The organism is Citrobacter sp. B72 (assembly GCF_016894305.1).
Lineage (GTDB): Bacteria > Pseudomonadota > Gammaproteobacteria > Enterobacterales > Enterobacteriaceae > Citrobacter > Citrobacter portucalensis.
Map to the genome: position 1 here is coordinate 4,353,227 of NZ_CP069801.1, position 19,210 is coordinate 4,372,436.

The 19,210-nt window shown below is 53.0% G+C and carries 15 protein-coding genes; 6 read left to right on the plus strand and 9 right to left on the minus strand.

Going from position 1 to position 19,210, the window contains the following annotated elements; all coding sequences use genetic code 11:
- Positions 1-90: 90 nt before the first annotated feature.
- The 4 genes from yjfF to ytfQ form a co-directional block, all read right to left on the minus strand.
- The gene (gene yjfF / locus JQN59_RS20825; protein ID WP_048215066.1) at positions 91-1,092 is read right to left on the minus strand and encodes a galactofuranose ABC transporter, permease protein YjfF; all 1,002 of its coding nucleotides are present in this window, start codon (positions 1,090-1,092) and stop codon (positions 91-93) included.
- Complete coding sequence (ytfT, locus tag JQN59_RS20830; RefSeq protein ID WP_003830397.1) at positions 1,079-2,101, minus strand: galactofuranose ABC transporter, ATP-binding protein YtfT; 1,023 nt, start codon at positions 2,099-2,101, stop codon at positions 1,079-1,081. The genes yjfF and ytfT overlap by 14 nt, the downstream gene beginning before the upstream one ends.
- A gap of 13 nt (positions 2,102-2,114) precedes the next feature.
- Positions 2,115-3,617 (minus strand): galactofuranose ABC transporter, ATP-binding protein YtfR, encoded by a 1,503-nt coding sequence (ytfR, locus tag JQN59_RS20835; protein WP_149607495.1) that lies wholly within the window; start codon positions 3,615-3,617, stop codon positions 2,115-2,117.
- 103 nt (positions 3,618-3,720) lie between these two features.
- On the minus strand, positions 3,721-4,677 hold the full coding sequence (ytfQ, locus tag JQN59_RS20840) for a galactofuranose ABC transporter substrate-binding protein YtfQ (protein ID WP_008786033.1): 957 nt from the start codon (positions 4,675-4,677) through the stop codon (positions 3,721-3,723).
- 309 nt (positions 4,678-4,986) lie between these two features.
- Here ytfQ and ppa point away from each other — a divergent pair, with 309 nt between their 5' ends.
- From ppa to JQN59_RS20855, 3 genes are all read left to right on the plus strand, one after another.
- Positions 4,987-5,514, plus strand: a complete 528-nt coding sequence (ppa, locus tag JQN59_RS20845; RefSeq protein ID WP_003025726.1) for an inorganic diphosphatase — start codon at positions 4,987-4,989, stop codon at positions 5,512-5,514.
- A 199-nt stretch (positions 5,515-5,713) separates the two neighbouring features.
- Positions 5,714-6,784 (plus strand): 7-bladed beta-propeller protein YncE, encoded by a 1,071-nt coding sequence (yncE, locus tag JQN59_RS20850; protein WP_149607494.1) that lies wholly within the window; start codon positions 5,714-5,716, stop codon positions 6,782-6,784.
- Between the two features lie 84 nt (positions 6,785-6,868).
- The gene (locus tag JQN59_RS20855) at positions 6,869-8,878 is read left to right on the plus strand and encodes a TonB-dependent receptor domain-containing protein (RefSeq protein WP_149607493.1); all 2,010 of its coding nucleotides are present in this window, start codon (positions 6,869-6,871) and stop codon (positions 8,876-8,878) included.
- Positions 8,879-8,935: 57 nt separating this feature from the next.
- Here the strand turns inward: JQN59_RS20855 and JQN59_RS20860 are convergent, their stop codons facing one another.
- From JQN59_RS20860 to tamA, 3 genes are read right to left on the minus strand one after another with little or no spacing between them, the layout of a single operon-like run.
- Positions 8,936-9,280, minus strand: coding sequence for a gamma-glutamylcyclotransferase family protein (locus JQN59_RS20860; protein WP_003025723.1), 345 nt, complete (start codon positions 9,278-9,280; stop codon positions 8,936-8,938).
- 2 nt (positions 9,281-9,282) lie between these two features.
- Positions 9,283-13,059, minus strand: coding sequence for an autotransporter assembly complex protein TamB (gene tamB, locus JQN59_RS20865; RefSeq protein ID WP_149607492.1), 3,777 nt, complete (start codon positions 13,057-13,059; stop codon positions 9,283-9,285).
- Entirely contained in the window at positions 13,056-14,789 is a 1,734-nt protein-coding gene (tamA, locus tag JQN59_RS20870) for an autotransporter assembly complex protein TamA (protein ID WP_003025718.1), read from the minus strand. The genes tamB and tamA overlap by 4 nt, the downstream gene beginning before the upstream one ends.
- A gap of 212 nt (positions 14,790-15,001) precedes the next feature.
- Here tamA and msrA point away from each other — a divergent pair, with 212 nt between their 5' ends.
- Positions 15,002-15,640 carry a peptide-methionine (S)-S-oxide reductase MsrA gene (gene msrA, locus JQN59_RS20875; protein WP_003830412.1) on the plus strand — a complete coding sequence of 213 codons (639 nt, stop codon included), beginning with the start codon at positions 15,002-15,004 and terminating at the stop codon, positions 15,638-15,640.
- Between the two features lie 272 nt (positions 15,641-15,912).
- The gene (locus JQN59_RS20880) at positions 15,913-17,253 is read left to right on the plus strand and encodes a hemolysin family protein (protein ID WP_003025713.1); all 1,341 of its coding nucleotides are present in this window, start codon (positions 15,913-15,915) and stop codon (positions 17,251-17,253) included.
- Between the two features lie 66 nt (positions 17,254-17,319).
- Here JQN59_RS20880 and JQN59_RS20885 read toward each other — a convergent pair whose 3' ends face one another.
- A complete protein-coding gene (locus tag JQN59_RS20885) occupies positions 17,320-17,526 on the minus strand; it encodes a DUF1107 domain-containing protein (protein WP_003025710.1) in 207 nt (68 codons plus the stop codon).
- A 328-nt stretch (positions 17,527-17,854) separates the two neighbouring features.
- Between JQN59_RS20885 and JQN59_RS20890 the strand changes: the two genes are divergently transcribed.
- Entirely contained in the window at positions 17,855-18,412 is a 558-nt protein-coding gene (locus JQN59_RS20890) for a YtfJ family protein (RefSeq protein WP_048215073.1), read from the plus strand.
- Here the strand turns inward: JQN59_RS20890 and cysQ are convergent.
- Complete coding sequence (gene cysQ / locus JQN59_RS20895; RefSeq protein WP_008786026.1) at positions 18,402-19,142, minus strand: 3'(2'),5'-bisphosphate nucleotidase CysQ; 741 nt, start codon at positions 19,140-19,142, stop codon at positions 18,402-18,404. The two genes, JQN59_RS20890 and cysQ, sit on opposite strands and share 11 nt — an antisense overlap.
- Positions 19,143-19,210 lie beyond the last annotated feature (68 nt).

Sequence of the window (19,210 nt, forward strand, 5' to 3'; positions counted from 1 at the left end):
GTTGTAGGGTTAAAACAGACCTGTACAGAACCTATCGACTACAACCGGAAAAAGTTTAGGTATTTAAATGTTTTGTGCAAAATCAGGATGTTACTTTGGTGTTGCCGCCGTACCCACTCGGGTAACCGGCGAGCTTTGACGATTTTCCCAAAGCACCGTCAGACCGCGTTGTAACGCTATAAAAATAAACAATAAAATGCCAATCGCGATCTTCGTCCACCAGGAACTTAATGTGCCGTCAAAATTAATGTAGGTCTGGATCAGCCCCTGAATAGCGACGCCAAACAACGTCCCTAACACTGTACCGACCCCACCGCTGAGCAGCGTTCCGCCAATCACAACTGAGGCTATCGCATCCAGTTCGACGCCAACGCCCGCCAGCGCATAGCCCGCCTGGGTGTAAATGGAAAAGACAATGCCGGCAAGCGTCGCAAGCCCGGTAGACAGCATATAAATGCGGATGGTGGTGCTGCGGGTTGAGATGCCCATCAGGTTGGCAGAAGTGGCGTTGCCGCCAATCGCGTAAACCTGATTACCAAAGCGCGTACGGTGCGCCAGGAATATGCCGATGACGACAACCGCCAGCATCAACAATCCCATCGCGCTCAGGCGACCACCGCCGGGAATTTTCCATGCCAGGCTTGAGAGCATGTCATAAACCGGATGGTTAATTGGGATGGATTCTTCTGAGACCAGATAGCTGACGCCGCGCAGGAAGAACATTCCCGCCAGAGTGATAATAAATGCTGGGATCTTCAGCGCATCAATCAGTAACCCCATAAACGCACCAAACGCGCAGCCCATCAGCAAAACCAAAGGGAACGCCAGCAGCGGAGAAATGCCCCAATAGCCAATGGCCTTTGCCAGAAATACGCCGGTAAAGGCGATCACCGAGCCAACGGAAAGGTCGATCCCGCCAGAGAGGATCACGAAGGTCATGCCTACGGCAATAATGCCCAGAAAGGCGTTATCGGTCAGGATATTGCAAATGACCCGGGTGGAAGCAAAAGCGGGAAACTGCGTCAGGCAGTAGAGATAACCCAGCACAAACACGCCGAGGGTGATCATCAGCGGTAAATTACGTTTTATCATGACCACGCACTCCTTTTATCAGGCTGATAAATCGTTGCGACTGCACGACCAGCACACACAACACCACCACGGCTTTGACCACCTGATTCAGTTCCGGCTGGAAGCCCGACAGCAAAATCCCGGTGTTCATGCCCTGAATAATCAATGCGCCTACCACCGACAGCAGCAGGTTAAAGCGCCCGCCCATCAGCGACCCGCCGCCGATAACCACCGCCAGGATGGCATCCAGCTCCAGCCATAATCCGGCGTTATTGGCATCTGCCCCGCGAATGTCCGCCGTGACGATAATGCCAGCGATAGCCGCGCACAGGCCGCTCAGCACATAGGTGAGCATCACGATAATGCGGGTGTTCACTCCGGCGTTTTTTGCCGCACGAATGTTGATACCCACCGCTTCGATAAACATACCCAGCGCCGTTTTCCGCGTCAGCAGCCAGAACACCACCAGCGTGAGCAGTGCAATAATTACCGGCGTAGGGAACAGTAAGAGCGAGCCGCTGCCAAACCATGACAGTTCGGGCGAGTTAAAGGTGACGATCTGCCCGGAAGTGATAAGCTGCGCCACCCCGCGCCCGGCCACCATCAGGATTAGCGTGGCGACAAACGGTTGGATCTTGAGGATGGCCACCAGAATCCCATTCCACAGCCCAGCCAGAATGCCGGATCCTAAGGCGGCAAGCAGCACCACCGGCAGACTGTGCCCGGCCACCGTCATCGCCGCGGTAGTGGCGCCAGCAATAGCCATGACGGCCCCCACGGAAAGGTCGATGCCACCGGTTGCAATCACCAGCGTCATACCAATCGCCAATAGCGCCACGGGCGCGGCACGGTTGAGAATATCAATCGGGCTACCGAACAGCCGACCATCCTGCAAAATCACCTGGTAGAAGTGCGGGGCGACCAGGCTATCCACCAGCAGCACCAGCAGTAACGCCACCAGCTGTGGCATCCCCTTTGGCCAACGGAACCGCCGTTTAGACGGATTGGATTGAGGGAGAGATTGAGGCATCACCATAGTCTCCTTAGGCCGCAATGGCATTCATGATCGCCGGTACGGACAGTTCAGCCAGGGGGATCTCGGCCACCTGTTTGCGATCGCGCATAATAATGACCCGATCGGCATAGCCCACTAACTCTTCCAGTTCGGATGAAATGACCAGCAGCGCCAGACCATCCGCGCACAGCGTTTCGATCAGGCGGATGATCTCCGCATGCGCGCCAACGTCGATCCCACGCGTGGGTTCATCGAGGATCAGGAACTGCGGTTTGGTCAGTAACCAGCGCGAGAGCAATACTTTTTGCTGATTGCCGCCGGAGAGAAATTCGATCGGCTGCTCAGCGTTCGGAGTACGAATACCAAGCTGGCGGATAAAACGCTCGGCAATCTCGTTTTGCTCTTTCCGAGGAATAGGCCGCAGCCAGCCGCGCTGTGCCTGCAATGCCAGAATGATGTTTTCCCGCACCGAAGCGGCGGCAATAATGCCATCCGTTTTGCGATCCTCCGGACAGAAGCCGAGCCCCAGACACGAAGCCTGATGTGGCGATCGCAAGGTCTGCGGTTTGCCTTTGATCAGCGCACTTCCGCTGTCGGCGGGTTTAATACCGAAGATCACCTCCGCCGTTTCCGTTCGCCCGGATCCCAGTAATCCGGCGAGACCGACGATCTCACCGGGACGCACCTGTAGATCAAATGGCGCGATGGTGCCTTTTTTGCCAAAGCCGCTGAATGCCGCCACCGGTTTATCACTCAGCAACGTGCGGCCCGCACGCTGTAGAGCATGGGTATCCAGTTCACGGCCCAGCATCATTTTGACCAGTTCGATCTGAGGCAGTTCTCGGGTTTCACGGCAGCCAACGAAGCCGCCGTTACGCAGAACGGTAATGCGATCGCTGACCTGATAAACCTGATCAAGAAAGTGGGTGACGAAGATCAGACTGACGCCCCGATCGCGCAGATGTCGCATCAGGCCAAACAGCATTTCAACTTCCTGGGTATCGAGGCTGGCGGTGGGTTCATCGAGGATCAGCACTTTCGCGGAGAGATCGATCGCCCGACAGATGGCGACGATTTGTTGCATCGCCACGGAAAAGCGGTTCAGCGGCTCGCGCACGTCAAGGGAAAAACCGTATGACGCCATCAGTTCCGTCGCGCGTTTTTCCATCTGCTTGCGCTGAAGCAGGCCAAAACGCCGCGGTTCACGACCAATAAATAAGTTATCGGCAACCGACATATTGGGCAGCAGGTTCACTTCCTGGTACACGGTGCCAATCCCCAGTTGTTGGGCATGGGCGGTGTTTTTGGGGGTGATCGGTTGGCCTTCGAGCCAGATAGTGCCGCGATCGGCATGGTAAACGCCGGTCAGCGCTTTGATGAGCGTCGATTTGCCGGCTCCGTTTTCTCCCAGCAGCGCCATAATCTCGCCACGACGCAAACTGAAATCCACGTTATCCAACGCTTTGACGCCGGGAAAGAATTTGCTTAATCCTTCGGTGCGGAGGATTTCCTGATGTTGGTCGGTGGTCATGGTTCCCCCTGCATCACGCCGGATGGCGCTACGCTTATCCGGCCTACAAAAGAGCGTAATGTAGGCCGGGCAAGCGCAGCGCCCCCGGCATTTTCATGAAGGCTTAGTAGCCCATGTTTTTCTTCTTCTCTAACTCTTCTTTTGCCGTATCCGGCAGATAGAGGATCGACTTGGTAATGGTCAGCTTCTCAGGCATCGTGCCGTCTTTTTTGAATTTCTCCAGCGCGTCGAATGCCGGGCCGGCCATATTCGGCGTCAGTTCGACGCTGGCGTTGGCTTCACCATCAATCATCGCTTTGTAGATATCCGGTACGCCATCGATAGAACCGGTGAGAATATCTTTGCCAGGTTTCAGGCCCGCTTCTTTGATCGCCTGAATCGCACCGATCACCATGTCATCGTTGTGGGCGTAAACCATACAGATGTTCTTGCCGTTGTTTTCCGCTTTGATAAAGCTCTCCATCACTTCTTTCCCTTTACTGCGGGTGAAGTCACCGGACTGAGAGCGAATAATTTTGATGTTTGGCGCATTAGCGATAGCTTCAGCAAAGCCTTTCTTACGATCGATCGCCACGCTGGCCCCAACGGTCCCTTGCAGCTCAACGACGTTACACGGCTTGCCATCCACTTGTTTAATCAGCCAGTCGCCGATCAATTTACCTTCCAGCACGTTGTCGGCGGTGACGGTGGTCATATAGAGAGATTTGTCTTTTACATCGATGGAACGATCGAGCAAAAAGACCGGAATGTCGGCATCTTTAGCTTCTTTTAAAACCGGCTCCCAACCCGTTGCCACGACCGGCGCAATAAAGATGGCGTCGACGCCCTGCGCAACAAATGAGCGGACTGCTTTAATCTGGTTTTCCTGCTTTTGCTGGCCATCAGCGATTTTCAGCGTAATTCCCCGCTTTTCGGCCTCGCTTTTCGCGACGTTGGTTTCTGCGGCGCGCCAGCCGGATTCAGAGCCAACCTGCGAAAATCCTACGGTTAAAGGGGCTGCCATTGCCATAGACGACATGGCTGCCGAAACTGCTGTGACTAAAAGTAAGCGCTTCCACATAAGTGCGTCCTCGTAGGGTGATTATTGTTGGTTAATTAACCGTTGCGAAAAAACTATAGACAATTGAGCATGTAACGGATTGCGTTACATCACACTTCAAAAAAGTAAATAAAACGTTAATCACAACTTTGTAATCGCTTTCATCTCACTATGAAAAATGCGGCTGAAGATATGGATTTTTCTGTCACGAGAGAGAGGTAAAAAGAAGAAAATGCACGCAGAGAAAGCGAAAACAAGCGGAGACATTCCGCGCGAGTTGGCTATAATACCCGCCACTTGTTTGCCATAGCTTATTTAAAGGAAACAGACATGAGCTTACTCAACGTCCCTGCCGGTAAAGACCTGCCGGAAGATATCTACGTTGTTATCGAGATCCCTGCGAACGCAGATCCGATCAAATACGAAGTTGACAAAGAGAGCGGCGCCCTGTTCGTTGACCGCTTCATGTCCACCGCGATGTTCTATCCGTGCAACTACGGTTACATCAACCACACCCTGTCTCTGGATGGTGACCCGGTAGACGTTCTGGTCCCGACTCCGTACCCGCTGGAGCCAGGTTCAGTGATCCGCTGCCGTCCGGTTGGCGTACTGAAAATGACCGACGAATCCGGTGAAGATGCGAAACTGGTTGCGGTACCGCACACCAAGCTGAGCAAAGAATACGATCACATCAAAGATGTGACCGACCTGCCGGAACTGCTGAAAGCGCAGATCACCCACTTCTTCGAACACTACAAAGATCTCGAAGCGGGCAAATGGGTGAAAGTTGACGGTTGGGACAACGCTGAAGCTGCTAAAGCTGAAATCGTTGCTTCCTTCGAGCGCGCGAAGAAGTAAGTTCGCGTTAGCGTAAAGCCCTGAACACCAGCCCCTGGTTAGTAAGGGTTTTTTAATTTCTACTTTCTTTTCCCCCTCCCCTTCGCTGTTTTCTTTTTGACCTACCAGATTGGGTAGTCACATTTCATTTATCTTAATTGCGAATGAGATTAGATCTCATTATCATTCTCAGCATGTAAATAAATGTGAATAAAAGTCAATGAACCTCCACAATGTGAAGTCCCTGAAACGCTATTCCTGCGTGGCTCTCGCCACAGCACTGTTATTTACCAGCCTGTCCAGCGTGGCGCAGACGCTACCTGAGCAAGATTTTCTGACCCGCGACGTTGGCAACGGCGTGTATGAACTGGCGGTTGATAGCCAGCAGAATGCGCTTTTTGCTGCCTCGTCGCCGTCGTTTGATAAAGATAAAACCAGCGGGCTTATCTATAAACTCGATCTGGAGAAACTCACCACGACTGAAGTTATCGAAACCAGCCGTCGTGCCTTTGCCACTGCCCTGGATGCAGAAAACCAGGTGCTGTATGTCGGCAACACGCTGGAGGGTTCGGTCACGCTCATTGATACCCGCAGCGGTAAAGAGCTGGCGATACTGCAACTGAGCGAAGCCAAAAACCCGAAAGAAATTGTCCATACCCGCGAAATGGTGCTCGATAAACAGCATCACCGCCTGTACGTTTCCGGCGTGGCTGAAAAGGGTATTGTCTGGGTGGTGGATACGCAAAAGCGCGAGAAAATCGCCACCCTTGAAAACATGGGCCAGTATCCGACCGGCATGGCCGTAGATGCCAATAAGAACCGCCTGTATATCGTAAATGGCCGCAACGAACTTATTACGCTGGATACCACTAACCATCAAATTATTAACCGCTTTAGTATTGAGCCAGGCAAAAAACATTTTTTCCTGAATATTGCTTTGGATGCAAAAAATAATCGCGCATTCCTGACCGATCCTGATTTAGCGGATGTACTGGTTGTTGATATTAATACCGGTAAGGTTATTGCGCCCATTAAGGTTATCAACTCGCTGGCAGTGATATATAACGAAAATCGCAAGGAAGTGTATATCACCCACCGTAATGCAAAGCGCATCAGCATTGTGGACAGCAAAACTTATCAGGTAAAACAAAGCATTGAAACCAATGCGTTACCTAACAGCCTGGCGCTCTCGTCTGATGCCAACACTCTGTATGTCAGCGTCAAACAGCCGGAAAAAACGGCAGGTGTGAAGCCCGATTACGTGCTGAAAATCGACCTCTCCAAATATTAATAATTAAAAACGCTTCTGACACCTTGCAGCTTTTCTGGGCTGCAAGGTGATGCTTTTATTTTTTACTTTTCAGGTGTCTATATTATGAAAACGCGTCAACTTATTACGCTGACAGGGATCGTTGCATTCTCAGGCGGTGTTATTTTCCCCACTCAGGCAGAAGAACTCACCGAAACCTCACGCAATAGCGAAGATGAAATGGTGATCACCGCATCCGGGTTCTCGCAGCAAAAGCGCGAAGCGCCGGCCACCATTTCCGTTATCGATCGTAAAACGCTGGATATTCAGCCGGACCGTAGCATTGGTGAAGCGATTAAAAACCTTCCTGGCGTCTCGGTCACCAACAGCAGCGGTATGAACGCTGGCAGCATTATGATCCGCGGCATGGACCCGTCCTATACCGCGTTTATGGTCAACAGCGTCAAACAAAATACCGGTGAATCTCGCCCTTACGGACATGACATCGGTACTGAAGCCAACTTCTTACCGCCGATGGAGGCCATTGAGCGTATCGAAGTTATCCGCGGGCCCATGTCCTCGCTGTACGGCTCAGATGCCATCGGCGGTGTGGTCAACGTGATTACCAAAAAACCGTATGGCGCAAAAGAGTGGACGACGGCAATTGCCGCCAATACCTGGCTTCAGGAACACCAGTATTTGGGTAATACCAGCCAGATGAATCTGTTTACCATGGGGCCGATTGTGCCCGATGTTCTCGGCCTTAGCGTAGCGGCCGACTGGCTCGACCGTCGCGATGACGATCGCAATAACTATTTCGGCAAACACAACCGTAAATCCGTTGATATGACGCTGGGCCTGGCCGCTAGCGAAAATAACCTGTTCGATCTCAATGTGGTCACCGGTGAGCAGGAGAAAAACCGTACCCAGAAGCGCGGCGCGCCGTGGTCATGGCTGTTCGATCGTAACGCCGCCACCCTAACGCATACCGGCTGGTATGCCGACGACACCATCGCAACGACCAACTACATAAACTATGAAAAAGGCCGTTCGAAGTACGTTTATGACAGCCAGTCGCCGCAGTATGTGCAGATGGAGAACTACGTCGCCAATTCGCAAACCACCTTCACGCTCGACAACCATAAACTGACCGTTGGGGCGAATTTCACCCGCGAAGAGCTGAATGACCGCTTTGATGTGGCCAACAAAACGCTGCCCGGATCTGAGCCAGTGACAAAAATCAGCCGTAACGGTTGGGCATTGTTTGCTGAAGACGGCTGGAGCATTGACGACTTCATCCTGACCACATCAGCGCGTATGGACCAGGATGATAACTTTGGCACACATATTACGCCGAAAATGTACGGTAACTGGGCCTTCAGCAATGACTGGGCGCTGAAGGGCGGCGTTTCCGCAGGTTATAAAAAACCTGAGCTGCGTGCGACATCCAGCGACTTTGTCACCCCATACGGCTCGACTGTACCTTATCCCTTCCTGACCGTCGGTAACGACGATCTGAAACCAGAACAAAGCGTTAACTCTGAGCTGGGCCTCTACTGGACGGGGAATGCGCTGTCACTGGATAGCACCGTCTTCTATACGCAGTTCAAAGACAAAATTGCTGAACAAACCATTTGCGAAACCACATCGACGAATCAGTGCTCCGTGAATGGCTACAAGGCGGACTCCGTCAGTAAATACTTCAACGTCAGCAAGGCGGACGTGTACGGTATAGAACTGAATGCCGACTGGCAGATTAGCGCCGATGTGAAAGCCAACGCTAACTACACCTTGAACCACAGCGAACAGAAAAGCGGCGTAAACAAAGGCTACGCGCTCAACGATTATCCGCGCCATATGGCGAACCTGTCGCTGAGCTGGGCGGCAACGCAGAGTCTGGACGTATGGAGTACGGTGAATTACCGCAGCAGTAACCGCAACAGCGGCAATAACTATAAGTACGATGACTACACGATGGTCGACGTAGGCGTACGTTATAAGCTCAATAAGCACACGCAGCTGATGGCAGGGATCTACAACGTGCTGGATGAAGATCCGAAACTGACGACTGCATGGAATGAATCCGCGCAGGTGGAAGGACGCCGCTATAACCTCGGCGCGCGCGTGGAGTTTTAAGCCTTTAATAAACAACGCCACCCGAAGGCGGCGTTGTTTATTCTGGTAGACGATATATCAGTACTGGTCTCTGTCTAACCAGTTACCGCTTTCAATCAGCGTTAAGCCATCAACCGGACGTTGGTACACGTACATCCATGCACTTCCGTACGGCGTTTGAATTAACTGGCGTGCGTATTCACCGCCGCGGGTACGCAGAGCGTCAAGCTCTGCCAGCGTGGCGTTATCAATACGATAAACTTCCCCGTGTACTGTTCCATTTCCCGGAACCGCGCCTGGATAGTGGCCCAGGCTGTACAACTGGTAGTTATCGATACTGAAATTTCCCAGCAACAGGGCATTGGTCATCCAGTGGCTGTTGCCTTGTTTGGTTCGTAAACTGCCGTAGACAAATATTCGCATTGCTAAAACTCGAACTGATAGAGCAAATCAAGTGCCTGATCTACGCCAGACACTGCTTCCAGATATAGCTTAGGCATCAGACGATAACGTAGCGTGAGTGTCGCTAAGGAGTCAAATATACCCACACCATATTTCACCTGCAGACCTGGCAGTACGTATCCGCTGACAACCACCTGAGATGAGTCGCCCACCCCTTGCGTGTCCAGTGCCAGATTGCTTACGCCAAATGTCTCCCCGATTTTACCCACAACCTGACCACTTTGTGCAACCCCCAGACCAATAAGCATTGAAGTCATCGCTGCGCTATCGCTCTGTTCGCTATCCAGCCCTTGTCCACGTAGCAGGTAGGAAAGCGCCATTTGCTGCGACATTGCCGGGTCGGAGAAGATCTCCGCCTTCGGTTCATCGGCGGTACCGGTGACGCGAACGCCAGCGATCACGTCGTCTTCGGTGGCATCTGGGTTACGAATCGCTTCGATGTTGAGCAACGGCTGATCCGGCGGACCGGAGAACAACAGCTCGCCCTTACGCACAATCAGATCCTGACCATAGGCGTGGAAGCGACCGCTCGGGATATTAATTTGCCCGTTAAGCCCCAGACCTTGCTTATCCTGCACCACTTTCAGATCGCCCGTCAGACGCGCTTTCAGACCAAAGGCGTCAAGACGCACGTTGTTACCGACGTGGATGTTCAGGTTGCTGTTGATCGGAATACCGGCGGTCTGCGGTTTCTCCGGCTGCAGATTGTTGTTAAGCATAACCATATCGCTGGAAACCCCAACCGCGCTTTCCGGCAGGTCATGTACCACGATACGCGCCCACGGCACATCCACGTTGCCATCGAGAGTAAACAGGCTCGGCGTGGCTTCAAAGACCACGTCCGGCGATACGTCGAGGCGGACCATCGGCGGTACGGTAATACGTACCCTGCTGCCTTTAGCCGCGACACGCGCCCGCCAGTTGTCTATCTGACTCCAGTCGGCATCGCCGCTCAGGTTAATTTCGCCCTGCTGCGTACGCACCACGCCCGCCAGCGTTGAGCGTGTTCCGGTGAAGTTAACGGCTAACTGGCTTGGCTGCATGTCAAACGGCATGAAGTTACCGTCGATATCCAGACCACTCAGTTGCAGCTGTCCGAGCAACTGCGGGCTTTGCACATCGCCGCCCAGCCGCAGGTTGGCGTTGATCATCCCTGCCGCTTTTTCACCGCGCGAGAAGATGGGGTTCACCATCGCCAGATTGAAGTTGCGAATATTGACGTTACCGCCCAGATTACGACGCCCTTGCGGGTCCGTTACCTGCACCTGTCCGTCAAACTGCCCGTTGTTGGTCAGACGAATCAGCCAGCCCAACTCGGCACGGTTATTGTGCAGGTCGGCGGTCAGATTCAGCGTTTCAAACGCCACGGGGAGCGGGGCATCATTCACGCTTTGCGTGACCTTGACGTTACGTCCGCTCAGGGTGACCTGCCCCTGTGGCAGCCCCTCTTTGGTAGTGTCCCAGCTCACATCAGCTTTGCCGGTGAACACTCCGCTGGCCTGGGTTGTCTCCGGCATAAACGGTTTTAGCATAGCCAGGTCGAAGCGGTTAAGATTCACCACCGCGCGACCTTCTGCACCGGCATCAATGGTTTGTGGTACGCACAGCTCCGCATTCGGGTTGTTCCAGCAGTGTGGCCCGATACTAATTTTCTGTTCCTGATTACGATAATCCAGCGCGATAGCCCGGTTGAGCGACCACGGACCGACCGGCGTCTGGAAGCGGGTATTGCTTAACTCCCCTTTCCAGCGCTGTTCTTTGCGATCAAAGCTCCCGGCAAGATCCAGTTGCCCGGAAACCGGCTCACCCTGAATACGTAACTGCAGTTCATGCTGCTTTTCACTGCCTTTGGCGTTGAGCGTTACCAGACCAATATTCACGTCAGGTTGTACAATTCGCTCTACGCGAACGTTGAGATTACCGGCGATTTGCTCGGCCGATTTCACATCGCCTTCGACGCGCACCTGAGCAACGGAAAGTTCCTGCCAGCGCAGACCACGGGCGGTAATATCCGCCAGCAGCTGTGGTGCTTCAACCGTACCGCGAACTTTTACCAGCCCTTTCGCCGTACCGCCCAGCCCCGGCAGCGCGTTATCCAGGCTTGGGGCATCAATCGTCGCGTCGAGGTTGAGGTCTTTAACCCCCAGCTCGCCTTTTACGTCCGCACTGTTGCGTCCCAGCTCCAGATGCAGGCCCGGAATCGTCCACTGCAGGTAACTGTTCCCCTTCAGCGAACCGTTCACATTGACCTTGTTCTGCTTCACGTTGCCGGTCAGCTTCAGCTCCGGAACCTCCATCTGCCAGCTTCCGCCGTACAGACTGCCGCGCGTTTTCACCAGGCCATTCAGTTTTGACGGCCAGTCCGGGATCGCTTTCGCGGTATTGATACCATCCAGCGTTAGCTCCCCGCGCCAGCTGATCGCCTGCTGCCAGTCCACCAGCGCTTTCAGCTCGGTTTTCCCTTCCAGCGCCGCAACGCTGAGTTTGTCGAGATTGATCTGCTGCTCGTTGCCTTTGGCGTCCAGCGTGATAGTAGCTGGAGGAATATCCTGACCTTTCACGGCGGTACGCATCGACAGCGTATAGTCGGTCATCTTGCCGGTCAGTTTGAGCTTGATGTCATCGGCCTGGAACTGTTTCTCACCGGTAAACGGCCAGTAAACCTGCTTACTCACCACCTCAATGTTGAGCGGCAATCCGGCTTCTGCCAGGCGCGTCTGTGCACGCAGGTCCATATCTACCGGACCAGACAGATTGACGCCGACTTCCAGCTGTTCGCGCAGCGCGCCGCCAACCTTCAGCTTCACCTTTTCGCCTTTTAACGGGTCGATGTTTAGCGTGCTGTTTAACGTAATATCAACCGGCCACGTGTCGGTCAGTTGCGCCGTGCCGCTGGCTTTTACCGTTCCCTGATTCGAGTCGATATCCAGCGCGTCGAGCTTCATGTTGCCGTCAATGCTGCTCACTTTCAGCAGCATACTATGTACTGTTAAATCCGTATCCCCGGTCACGCGCAGCTGCTCGCCGCGAAACTCTTCAATATTGAGATTGAGCGGCAGATGGACATCGGTCATTTCCGGCAGTACCGGCTTTGAGAACAGATCTTTTAGCGTTTCCCCGAGCGGCTTTTCATCCGGCTGCGGGTTTTGAATCTTCGGTTCGACAACCTCTTCCTGTGCCACTTCCGCCACTTTAGGCAGAGCAATCAGCAGCCCCTGTAATGACGTTGGCTTCAACGTCAGCGTTTTTTCCTGCCAGTTCAGGCCAGAGGTAAAATCCAGCACTGAAACCGTGGTGTCATCGATTTTGATATTGATGTTGTTCAGCGCCACGCGCGAAAGCGTGATGGGGTAAGGCGTGGAAAGATTAAGCGGACCGCTCTCTTCTTCCTCAACCGGCGCTGAGGGCGGCATTTTTTTGCTGTCGATCGCCACGTTGATGTTTTTCAGCGCCAGATCGTTGACGCACAAGCTGCTGTCCCACAGACAGTTAAGCCCCACGGCCAAATGCACTTCACCAGCATTCACCGCCACGCCAGGCTGGTCGTAGCGAATATTTTTCAGTGATAGATCCCGCCAGCCGCCGGTGACCTGACCAATTTCCAGACCTGGAACCCAACGATTAGCTGCTTTGAAGATCAGATGCAGGCCCGAGGTGGTACCGACGAGGAACGCCACCGTGCCTAACAACAGCAGGATAAATACCAGCACGCCGAGGCTTATCTTCTTCCATAAACTCATAATTCAGGCCCCAGACCGATGTAAAACTGTAAACCATGTTCATCTTTGTCGCCGACCGGGACGGCAAAGTCGAGCTTGATAGGTCCAACCGGCGATTGCCAGCGTACGCCGACCCCGGCACCGGTTTTGAAATCGCTTCGGCGAATGTCGCTGACCGCTTCACCGCTATCGACAAACATCGCCCCCCACCATTTACCGGTCACGTTGTACTGGTATTCCAGCGAGCCAGTTGCCAGCTTGGAGGCCCCTTTCAGCTTGCCGTCGCTGCCTTCCGGCGAAATAGATTTGTATTTATAGCCGCGAATACTGCGATCGCCCCCGGCAAAGAAACGCAGGTCCGGCGGCACTTTGTCGAAGTCGCCGGTTTCAATCCAACCGAGATTACCGCGCATCACAAAACGATGCCTGTCGTACAGCGTGCGGATCCAGACGTTTTGCGCCTGGAAAACGGAGAAATCAACATCTGAACCCCAGGCGGTGTTCGAGTAATCAATAGAGTAACGCTGAGAGTCGCCCCAGACAGGCATCAGGCCGCCGCGTGAACGCGTCCGGCTGATCATCACGCCCGGATAGAGCAGCATAGTGGTGTTGGTGACGTTACCCTGGGTAAAGTGGTCGAGGCTCCAGCGCAGGTTAATCGCGCGCTGCCAGCCGCTGGAGAGGTCCCAGTAACGGGAAACCGCAAGCGTTGTGGAATCCTGCTCGGTGTCGTTTAAATCGGTACGCTTAAAGCCGCCCTGTACCAGGTAATACTGCTCCAGCGGGTTCTTTAACAGCGGCATTTTATAGCTGAAATCAAGCACCTGCTCTGGCGCCGAGATACTGGCGCTGGTCGTCAAGCTGTGACCGTAGGAGTTCATCCACGGCTTTTTCCACGAGGTCTTCACCCGTGGCCCGACGTCAGTTGAATAACCGACCCCGGTTTCGATGGTGTTTTCGGTTCGCGGTGAGACCACGCCTTTCAGGGGTAGCACCTTGGTTTTGCGGGCTTTATCAAACTCCGGTGCGACGACCACGGAATTAAACCATCCGGTCGCCGACAGACGACGGTTCAGTTCGCCCAGATCTTTCGACTCGTACTCTTCACCTTCTTTAAAGGGCACCAGATTTTGCAGATACTCATCGCGAATTTGCGAGCCTTCAAAGGTGACATGCCCAAAGCGATAGCGTTCGCCGCTGTTGTAATCGATATCCCAGAACGCCTGGCGGCGCTCAAGCGCTATCCCGAGCTGGCTTTTATTAAATTCACTGTCGAAATAACCTTTACGCAGCGCCACGCTGGTGAGTGACTTTTTGAAGTTGTCATAGTCCCCCTGATTCAGCACGGTGCCGATTGCCGGGCGTGTTTTCAGCAGATCCAGATAATCTTTATCCGTACGCGCGCCACCGCGCAAAATCACCTCAGTGCCACCAATCAGCACCGGCTCGCCGGGGGTCACTTTGGCAATCAGCACCTGGCGGCCTTTTGCCGGCGGTGGACGCAGCTCAAAATCGATGGTCGGCTCAAAGTAGCCCAGCGCTTTTAGCCCTTCGCGGATGGCATCATCAACGCGCGCACGAAAGCGTCGGTCTGGAGTGACTTCATCACTTTGAATCGTGGACAGCTGCGCACGGACGTTTTTCTCCAGCGGTCCTGATAATCCTTCGACCTGTAAGCGAACATTCGCGGCGGCGGCGGAGCCACTTAAGCACAGTAATCCCACCCAACATAACTGACGGATATGTGGCACATTTTCTCCTGAATATCCTTTTTTCCCACCCCTGGAAAAAAATACTATGCCGTTCCTCGGCTTAACAAAAAATCAACAATAAGAGTTGAAAAACAGACGACAACCCAAATATTTCTTATGTTTAACTCTAGACGTATTCACGCCGTTTATTGTGGGCAAAGACGCGTCTCGTTACAACCTTAACCCAAATGACTGATTTCGGGAGAACGGCCATGAGTTTATTTGATAGAAAGCATCTTGTTACTCAAGCAGATGCGCTACCTGGACGCAACACCCCGATGCCAGTGGCAACGCTGCATGCGGTTAACCAACATTCGATGACCAACGTGCCCGACGGTATGGAGATAGCTTATTTCGCCATGGGATGTTTCTGGGGCGTTGAGCGTTTATTTTGGTCATTGCCAGGGGTCTACAGCACAGCGGCCGGGTACACCGGCGGCTACACCCCAAACCCAACCTATCGTGAAGTGTGTTCTGGCGATACCGGGCATGCCGAAGCGGTACGCATCGTCTATGACCCGCATGTTATCAGCTACGAACAACTGCTGCAGGTGTTCTGGGAAAATCACGACCCGGCTCAAGGCATGCGTCAGGGGAACGACCAGGGCACGCAGTATCGCTCCGCCATTTACCCGTTAACGCCGGAACAAACCGCCGCCGCACAGGCCAGCCTTGAACGTTTTCAGGCAGCAATGACCGCCGCAGGCGACGAGCGCACCATTACCACGGAAATCACTACGGCAACCCCGTTCTATTATGCCGAGGACGATCACCAGCAGTATCTGCACAAAAATCCTTACGGATATTGTGGCATTGGTGGTATTGGTGTTTGCCTGCCCCCACAAGGATAATTTCCCCCTCTGGCGACTTTACAGTACCTTACGCTATACTAGCTTCTGAATTTACCGGCTCACTTCCACGAGCCGGTTTTCAATGAATATTCCATTGGATTTATACTCTAAGGATTTCGAGTTGCAGGCAGGCGGCAAACTCGTGAATCCCCAGGAGCATAGAGAACTATGTGACTGGGGTGAATGAGTGCAGCTAACGCACCTGCAGCTTGAAAGACGACGAGTATCAACTTCTCCCTTCCGAGGATCTGACCCGAACGGTCGGATAAGATATGTTAAACAGTATTTTAGTCATTCTCTGCCTGATCGCCGTGAGTGCGTTTTTCTCGATATCTGAGATCTCGCTTGCTGCATCACGCAAAATAAAACTTAAACTGCTTGCCGATGAAGGCAACGTAAACGCACAACGTGTTTTGAAGATGCAGGAAAACCCCGGCATGTTTTTTACCGTCGTGCAAATTGGCCTTAACGCGGTCGCCATTCTCGGCGGTATCGTCGGTGATGCAGCATTCTCTCCGGCGTTTTACAGCCTTTTCTCGAAGTACTTCGCTCCAGAGCTGTCCGAACAGTTAAGCTTTATTCTGTCGTTCTCGCTGGTTACTGGCCTGTTCATCCTGTTCGCGGATTTAACCCCGAAACGCATCGGTATGATTGCGCCAGAAGCTGTGGCTTTGCGTATCATCAACCCGATGCGCTTCTGCCTGCTGGTCTTCCGCCCGCTGGTGTGGTTCTTTAACGGTCTGGCAAACAACATTTTCCGTCTGTTTAAGATCCCAATGGTGCGTAAAGACGACATCACCTCGGACGACATTTACGCCGTGGTCGAAGCGGGTGCGCTGGCGGGTGTTCTGCGCAAGCAGGAGCATGAGCTGATTGAAAATGTATTCGAACTGGAATCCCGTACCGTCCCGTCTTCAATGACCTCGCGCGAGAATATTATCTGGTTCGATCTCCATGAAGATGAGCAAAGCCTGAAGAACAAGGTGGCGGAACATCCGCACTCCAAATTCCTGGTGTGTAACGAAGATATCGACCACATCATTGGTTATGTTGATTCAAAGGATCTCCTCAACCGCGTACTGGCGAACCAAAGCATGGCGCTGAACAGCGGCGTACAGATCCGCAATACGCTGATCGTCCCGGACACGCTGACGCTCTCTGAAGCGCTGGAAAGCTTCAAGACCGCAGGCGAAGACTTTGCCGTCATCATGAACGAGTACGCGCTGGTGGTGGGGATTATCACCCTCAACGACGTTATGACGACGCTGATGGGCGATCTGGTAGGTCAGGGTCTGGAAGAGCAGATAGTGGCACGTGATGAAAACTCATGGTTAGTCGACGGCGGTACGCCGATTGATGACGTGATGCGCGTGCTGGATATCGACGAGTTCCCGCAGTCCGGCAACTATGAAACCATTGGTGGTTTTATGATGTTTATGCTGCGTAAAATCCCGAAACGCACCGACTCGGTGAAGTATTCAGGCTACAAATTTGAAGTGGTGGATATCGATAACTACAAGATCGATCAGCTGCTGGTGACGCGTCTGGACAGCAAACCTACTGTTCTGGTACCAAAACTGCCAGATGCAAAAGAAGAGGCAAAGGCATCTTAACGCCTTACAGAAACATCAACGGCTCCCATCAGGAGCCGTTTTTTTAACTACTGCATAGCACTTTGATCAAGCCATCTCAGTTTGCAGACGCAAGACCTGACGGTTAACTTCGGACATCACGGAAAAATGCAGCTTGTCCTTCACTTTTGGGATAAGAATCTTACCCTTATCAAATTCAAAAGCGCCTACATCCTTGATATATAACCGTCCACGAAACAGGATCTTCACGTACTTCGCCACCTGCAGCGGGTTGTATCGTTGGAAAATTTTCATTGTTGTCTCCTGCTGAGCATTACGCCTTTGCGGTACCACAATCGGTCCGACAATCCTCAGGCGCAAATTTTAATGCCCTATGACTATAGACTATCTCGTTGATGTTTCCAGCGTGTATAAGTTTATTTACCTTCAAGTTACAATTATTCAGAATTATCTTTTCAACGCTTCGCTGTCTTCAGTATAAGCCTTCATTTTTCGCAGGATTTGTGCGCCCGTCCGCAAACTGGCATCGCGCTTGCGGGAAAAAGCATCATTCGCACATATGATTAAATTCCAGACCCAAGTGGTCGGATCACCTGCAAAATAAAAGAAAGAAGGAAAACCTATGACCTTACGAAAACTGCTGGCGCTGTCGTGCCTGCTACTGCCGATGATTGCCTCCGCACATAAGTTTGAGACTGACCAGCGCGTACCGCCGGTGGGGATCGCCGATCGTGGCGAACTGATTCTCGATAACGATAAGTTTAGCTACAAAAGCTGGAATAGCGCGCAGTTGCCAGGCAAAGTGCGAATTGTGCAACACATTGCCGGACGCACCTCCGCCAAAGAGAAAAATGCGACGCTGATCGAGGCAATTAAAGCCGCCAACCTGCCGCACGACAAATACCAGACCACCACTATCGTCAACACGGATGACGCCATTCCCGGTTCCGGTATGTTTGTGCGCAGCAGTCTGGAGAGCAATAAGAAGCTCTACCCGTGGTCGCAATTCATTGTCGACAGCAATGGCATTGCGCGTAAAGCCTGGCAACTGGATGAAGAGAGCTCCGCTATCGCCGTACTCGACAAGGACGGACGCGTGCAGTGGGCAAAAGATGGCGCATTAACGCAGGAAGAGGTGCAGCAGGTAATTGCCCTGCTGCACAAATTACTCAGTAAATAGAGACGCGGAAGCCGGGGTTGAGGAACGATTCACGTGGGGTGTAATCCAGAGGTTTCCCCTGCCAGTCGTGAACGTGCGCTCCGGCTGCGGCTGCAACGGCATGGCCAGCGGCGGTGTCCCACACGTTGGTTGGCCCAAAACGCGGATACAGCTGTGCGTGCCCTTCCGCCACCAGGCAGAACTTCAGCGATGAGCCAATCGACGTGGTCTGGTGCTCACCCAACTGTTGCAGATATTCTTTTAACTCATTGTCGGCATGCGAGCGGCTAATGACCACCAGCGGCGGACGCGCGTCACGAACCTGAATTTGTTTGCGTACGCCGCACTCTTCTTTCCACGCTTTACCTTCTGCTGCGCTGTACATCACTTTCATTACCGGCGCGTAAACCACGCCCAGAACCGGCTTTCCTTTCTCGATCAGCGCAATATTGACGGTAAATTCACCGTTACGCTTAATGAACTCTTTGGTCCCGTCCAGCGGGTCCACCAGCCAGTAGCGCTGCCAATGCTGGCGAACATCCCAGCCAGGAGGCGCCTCTTCAGACAGAACCGGAATATCCGGCGTCAGCGCCAGTAATCCTTCGAGGATCACCGTATGTGCGGCGATATCTGCCGCCGTGACCGGAGAATCATCCTGCTTGCTGGTAATCTCCATCGGTTTGATTCCATCGTAGACCTGCATAATGGCATCGCCCGCGTTCCGTGCAAGCTGGCATACATGTTCTAGCATTCTCCACCTCGTTTCTGTCAGTGGTGTTAACTCGTTGTTTTACTTATACCCGATCGTCAGGGGATCCG

Excerpts from the sequence above, each read along its gene's own strand:
- yjfF (WP_048215066.1), bottom strand. The coding sequence starts at position 1,092 with ATGATAAAACGTAATTTACCGCTGATGATCACCCTCGGCGTGTTTGTG.
- ytfT (WP_003830397.1), bottom strand. The coding sequence starts at position 2,101 with ATGCCTCAATCTCTCCCTCAATCCAATCCGTCTAAACGGCGGTTCCGT.
- ytfR (WP_149607495.1), bottom strand. The coding sequence starts at position 3,617 with ATGACCACCGACCAACATCAGGAAATCCTCCGCACCGAAGGATTAAGC.
- ytfQ (WP_008786033.1), bottom strand. The coding sequence starts at position 4,677 with ATGTGGAAGCGCTTACTTTTAGTCACAGCAGTTTCGGCAGCCATGTCG.
- ppa (WP_003025726.1), top strand. The coding sequence starts at position 4,987 with ATGAGCTTACTCAACGTCCCTGCCGGTAAAGACCTGCCGGAAGATATC.
- yncE (WP_149607494.1), top strand. The coding sequence starts at position 5,714 with ATGAACCTCCACAATGTGAAGTCCCTGAAACGCTATTCCTGCGTGGCT.
- JQN59_RS20855 (WP_149607493.1), top strand. The coding sequence starts at position 6,869 with ATGAAAACGCGTCAACTTATTACGCTGACAGGGATCGTTGCATTCTCA.
- JQN59_RS20860 (WP_003025723.1), bottom strand. The coding sequence starts at position 9,280 with ATGCGAATATTTGTCTACGGCAGTTTACGAACCAAACAAGGCAACAGC.
- tamB (WP_149607492.1), bottom strand. The coding sequence starts at position 13,059 with ATGAGTTTATGGAAGAAGATAAGCCTCGGCGTGCTGGTATTTATCCTG.
- msrA (WP_003830412.1), top strand. The coding sequence starts at position 15,002 with ATGAGTTTATTTGATAGAAAGCATCTTGTTACTCAAGCAGATGCGCTA.
- JQN59_RS20880 (WP_003025713.1), top strand. The coding sequence starts at position 15,913 with ATGTTAAACAGTATTTTAGTCATTCTCTGCCTGATCGCCGTGAGTGCG.
- JQN59_RS20885 (WP_003025710.1), bottom strand. The coding sequence starts at position 17,526 with ATGAAAATTTTCCAACGATACAACCCGCTGCAGGTGGCGAAGTACGTG.
- JQN59_RS20890 (WP_048215073.1), top strand. The coding sequence starts at position 17,855 with ATGACCTTACGAAAACTGCTGGCGCTGTCGTGCCTGCTACTGCCGATG.
- cysQ (WP_008786026.1), bottom strand. The coding sequence starts at position 19,142 with ATGCTAGAACATGTATGCCAGCTTGCACGGAACGCGGGCGATGCCATT.